The 3,235-nt window shown below is 65.9% G+C and carries 4 protein-coding genes; 2 read left to right on the top strand and 2 right to left on the bottom strand.

From position 1 onward, the window contains the following. Nucleotides 1–129: 129 nt before the first annotated feature. Together VNT50_RS03760 and VNT50_RS03755 are read right to left on the bottom strand one after the other, a co-directional pair. Nucleotides 130–1,143 carry a TIM barrel protein gene (locus tag VNT50_RS03760; RefSeq protein WP_325483763.1) on the bottom strand — a complete coding sequence of 338 codons (1,014 nt, stop codon included), beginning with the start codon at nucleotides 1,141–1,143 and terminating at the stop codon, nucleotides 130–132. A gap of 1 nt (nucleotide 1,144) precedes the next feature. Beyond that, on the bottom strand, nucleotides 1,145–1,552 hold the full coding sequence (locus VNT50_RS03755; RefSeq protein WP_325483762.1) for a C-glycoside deglycosidase beta subunit domain-containing protein: 408 nt from the start codon (nucleotides 1,550–1,552) through the stop codon (nucleotides 1,145–1,147). A 149-nt stretch (nucleotides 1,553–1,701) separates the two neighbouring features. Here VNT50_RS03755 and VNT50_RS03750 point away from each other — a divergent pair, with 149 nt between their 5' ends. Together VNT50_RS03750 and VNT50_RS03745 are read left to right on the top strand one after the other, a co-directional pair. Continuing rightward, nucleotides 1,702–2,373, top strand: a complete 672-nt coding sequence (locus tag VNT50_RS03750; RefSeq protein WP_325483761.1) for a DAPG hydrolase family protein — start codon at nucleotides 1,702–1,704, stop codon at nucleotides 2,371–2,373. A gap of 1 nt (nucleotide 2,374) precedes the next feature. Beyond that, on the top strand, nucleotides 2,375–3,184 hold the full coding sequence (locus VNT50_RS03745; RefSeq protein ID WP_325483760.1) for an IclR family transcriptional regulator: 810 nt from the start codon (nucleotides 2,375–2,377) through the stop codon (nucleotides 3,182–3,184). Nucleotides 3,185–3,235: the final 51 nt, after the last annotated feature.

The following is a 3,235-nucleotide window of genomic DNA, read 5'->3' as shown; positions in this document are numbered from 1 at the left end:
AGGGCCGGACTCGACCATCAGCACCCGCGCGGAGGGAATTTCGTCCAGAATCGTTCGCGCGTAGGTCGAGCCGACGGGGCCGCTGCCGACGATGACCACGTCGAAGTGTTCCATGGCCATGGTCGGCTGCTACGCGGCTTCGGACTCGAGCTGCTCGAAGGCGCGCCGGATCAGCTGCTGCTGGCGCCGGATCAGGTCGAAGGTGTCCATCTCCGCCTCCGGGGTCCACGGGTGGGCTTCCCATTCGGAGGAGATGGATCCGCTGTAGCCGGCCCGGGCGAAGGGAGCGAGGTTTGCGAAGTAGTCGATCGCCGACTCATTGCCCGACTCGTCGATCTCGTAGAACTTCGCATGAATGTGGAAGACCTGGTGGATGATGTCCGCCCACTCAGCCGGGTCGACGTGGCCGTTGATGGTGAAGGCGGGTGTGACCGCCTCGATGACGTGCTGGCTCGCGCCGTGCCTCTCGGCGATGGCACGGAAACGACCGAGCCGCTCGCCGGGGTCGCCGTCTTCAGCCCAGATCTCCTCGAGGATCTCGGCGAGATCGGGGGTGAGGCCAGCGGCGGTGAAGCTTCGAAGGAGCCCCGGCGTCACTCGGTTCATCGTCGAGCTGAAGTCGGGGATGAACCCGAGACAGTCCGACCCGATCCGCTCATAGGACTCACGCACGCGTTGCACGGCTCCGGAATTCGGGCCTTCCGGGGCGTGGATCTCCATCCCGAGTCGCAGGCCGAGCCGCTCCGCCTCCGGAACCACCGCCTCGAGCACCGCCGTGTCTGCGCCGAGCTGGATCCGCACCGTCGGAAAGCCCAGCGCATGCGCCGCGCGCATCTGCGGGAGGAGGTAGTCGACCCGCTCCTCGGTCGTCAGATACCGGTCTCGGCGGATGGCCACATCGATGGTCGAGCCCAGGCAGGTGGGAATCAGCTCGTAGCGGTCGAGGGAGTCGCGGAAGGAGCGGATCTCGTCGGCGCCTAAGGCCAGGAAGTTCCTGAAGCTCTGGAAGCCGACCACCTCCACACCGGGGCCGACCCCGCTTTCGGCGACCGCCGCCAGCAGTGCGTCGAGATCGAACCGCCCGGCCACCCAGTCATGGTTGAACGAGTACAGCGTGACGCCGAGAAGCGGTGTTGCGTTCATGTCAGGCGGCAGCCTTTCCGATGGTGAGGGGGCGATGAGCCACGACGCGGCGCTCGAGCGGACCGAAGGGCTCGATGATCACGTACGGGAGGCGGATGGTGACCGCCACCTCCACGTCGATCACCACGCCGGGCGAGCGACCCTCCCGCGGAAGGTGAACGATGAGCGGGTCCTGGAGGAACCATTCACGAGCGTGCCAGTCGGCGACATCCGCGAGTTTGTAGCTGTGGCCGGCGATCGTGAACGTCAGGTTGTCGCGATCGGCGGGCACCCCGTCCAGGGTCACCTCGAGATCCATGAGGCAGGAGAGTGGCAGGCTCCGGTAGTGGGGCAGGCGAATCATGATGTCCAGCATCTCTCCGCCTGCCGTCACGCTGTCCGGACGCAGCACCAGTTCGGCATGACTCATCGGGTCGACTCCCATCGCCGTTGATCGACTCAATGCAAACGCACGATGGAGCCGAGGTTCAGATCTCTATGGCACAACTTAGTGTTGATAATTACGAAAGTCAACGCTATGTTTGCAGAAGAACAGAGCTGTTCGCGAGAGGACGATGAATGTTCAGCTTCGACGAGGCGCTCGATCCACGGCCGTTACCACGCGAGACGGGGTGGGAGCGTCAGAGCGATGGCTCGCTGCTCGTGTGCGTGCGGACGGACCTTCGGGGCGTGACGGGGAAGATGTTCGACTGGTGGTTCGGCTCGCGCCCAGGAACCCGTGAGTACCGGTGGTGGCATCCCCTGGACCACCAGTCGAGCTCGTGGACCGGAGGCGAGCGGGGAGCCGTGGTCGGATCGACGCACGTGATCATCGAGGACATGACCGAGCTCAAGGGGCTTCCGTTGCGGGTTCAGTTCGTGGAACCCACGTCCGTCCTGAGCGCGGATGCTTACCACCGCGCCGTCGCGGACGGGAACGTCTCGGTGGCCATCGCCGGCCGGACGGCGGACGGGCATGACGGTGCCGTCGACGAAGACGGGAACCTGCTCGGAGGGCGGATGCTGCACCTCGGACGCGACACCGAATGGGGCATGGTTCTGCGCAGTCGATTCCTGATCGGATCGGACCTCGCCGAAACTCATTCCCCTACGGAGATCGAGAAGCTGATCGACGAAGGGATCGGCCCGAATCTCGTTCAGCACTGCTACGAAGAGTTCACCTACCTCTCGCGAGTGCTTCCGGCGATCTACGCCGCCGAGAGCGGCGCCCATCTCACGAGGATCTGGTGAGATGACATCGCTCGGTCGAGCCATGACGGTGCTGGACGCGATCGCCGACGCCCCGTCGCCGATGAGCCTCACTCAGCTCTCGCTGCGGACGGGAATCGCGCGGTCGACGGTCCATCGACTGCTGGATGACCTGTGCGCCGCACAGTACGTGGCCCCGGCATCGCGCAGCGGCGGCTACCGCCTCGGGCCGCGGATCGTGAGCCTCTCGGTCACCAGCTATGTCGATGTCGTCAAGACGATGCGGCCGTCGATGATCGCTCTTGCCCGCACGGTCAACGAGAACGTCGACCTCGCGATGCTCACCGGTGATGACGTGATCATCCTGGAGCAGATCGCCTCGGCACACCGCCTTCAGGCGGTCGCCGAACTGGGCAAGCCGTTCGCGGTGCATGCGAGCTGCATCGGAAAGGTCCTGCTCGCGCACCGGTCGGAGGCCGACATCGCGCGCGTGGTCTCTCGGCCGCTCGCGCGGTACACACCGAATACGATCACGGACCCGTCCGCGTTGCGGCGGCAGCTCGATGAGATCCGCGCTACCGGAATCGCCTTCGACGACGAGGAGCACGACGTCGGCATCAGCGCGCTCGCCGTCGCGGTCGAGCGGCCTGATGGCCTGCTGCAGGCGGTGTCGATCGTGGCCCCGACGGCGAGGTTCGAGTCCCACCGACAGGACTTCGTGAGCGCGATCAAACGATGGCGGCGCCAGAGCCTGCCGGTGGTGGGTCCGGTGGAGGTGATGGCCGATGGTCTTGACGCCGTGGCCGGCGGCAGGTACGGCGCATTCAGGAAGCCGCTGTCGGCGACCGCGTGACCCGAGCGCTCACGCGCTCGAGGGTGGCTGGACGGCCACCCACGATCCCTC

The organism is Microbacterium sp. (assembly GCF_035554235.1).
In the GTDB taxonomy this organism is placed as follows: domain Bacteria; phylum Actinomycetota; class Actinomycetes; order Actinomycetales; family Microbacteriaceae; genus Microbacterium.
The sequence above is the reverse complement of the archived record's forward strand: the minus strand, read 5'-3'. Positions and strand labels throughout refer to the sequence as shown.